1 protein-coding gene is annotated in these 285 nt (G+C 31.9%); it reads right to left on the bottom strand.

Features of this window, described 5'->3' with window-relative positions:
• Positions 1 to 285: GTP-binding protein (locus tag N7568_RS23015; protein WP_306423165.1), on the bottom strand; the 285-nt coding region annotated here is incomplete at both ends.

The raw sequence follows: 285 nt of genomic DNA, 5'->3' as shown, positions 1-285 counted from the left end.
ATGAGGATCAATTTCAATCTTTCGGTCTACATCAAATGTGTGAATTCCTAAAATTTCATTCAAATCTATACTGCAATTTTGAGCGTGCAAACGTTTAGCTGTAGGGTTCATTTGATTAATTCTTCGTTCTAATGAATTTAAATCGTCACTCGATATTAAGTCGGTCTTATTTAAAATGATCACATCACCAAATGCAATTTGTTCCTGTGCCTCATCATGATTGTCTAAATGTTTAGTGATATGTTTACTATCAACTACTGTAACAATGCTATCCACTTCAAATTT

This window comes from Paenarthrobacter aurescens, assembly GCF_025421775.1.
GTDB classification, from domain to species: Bacteria; Actinomycetota; Actinomycetes; order Actinomycetales; family Micrococcaceae; genus Arthrobacter; species Arthrobacter aurescens_B.
Note: the sequence above shows the minus strand (reverse complement) of the source record. Positions and strands in the feature narration are given on the sequence as shown.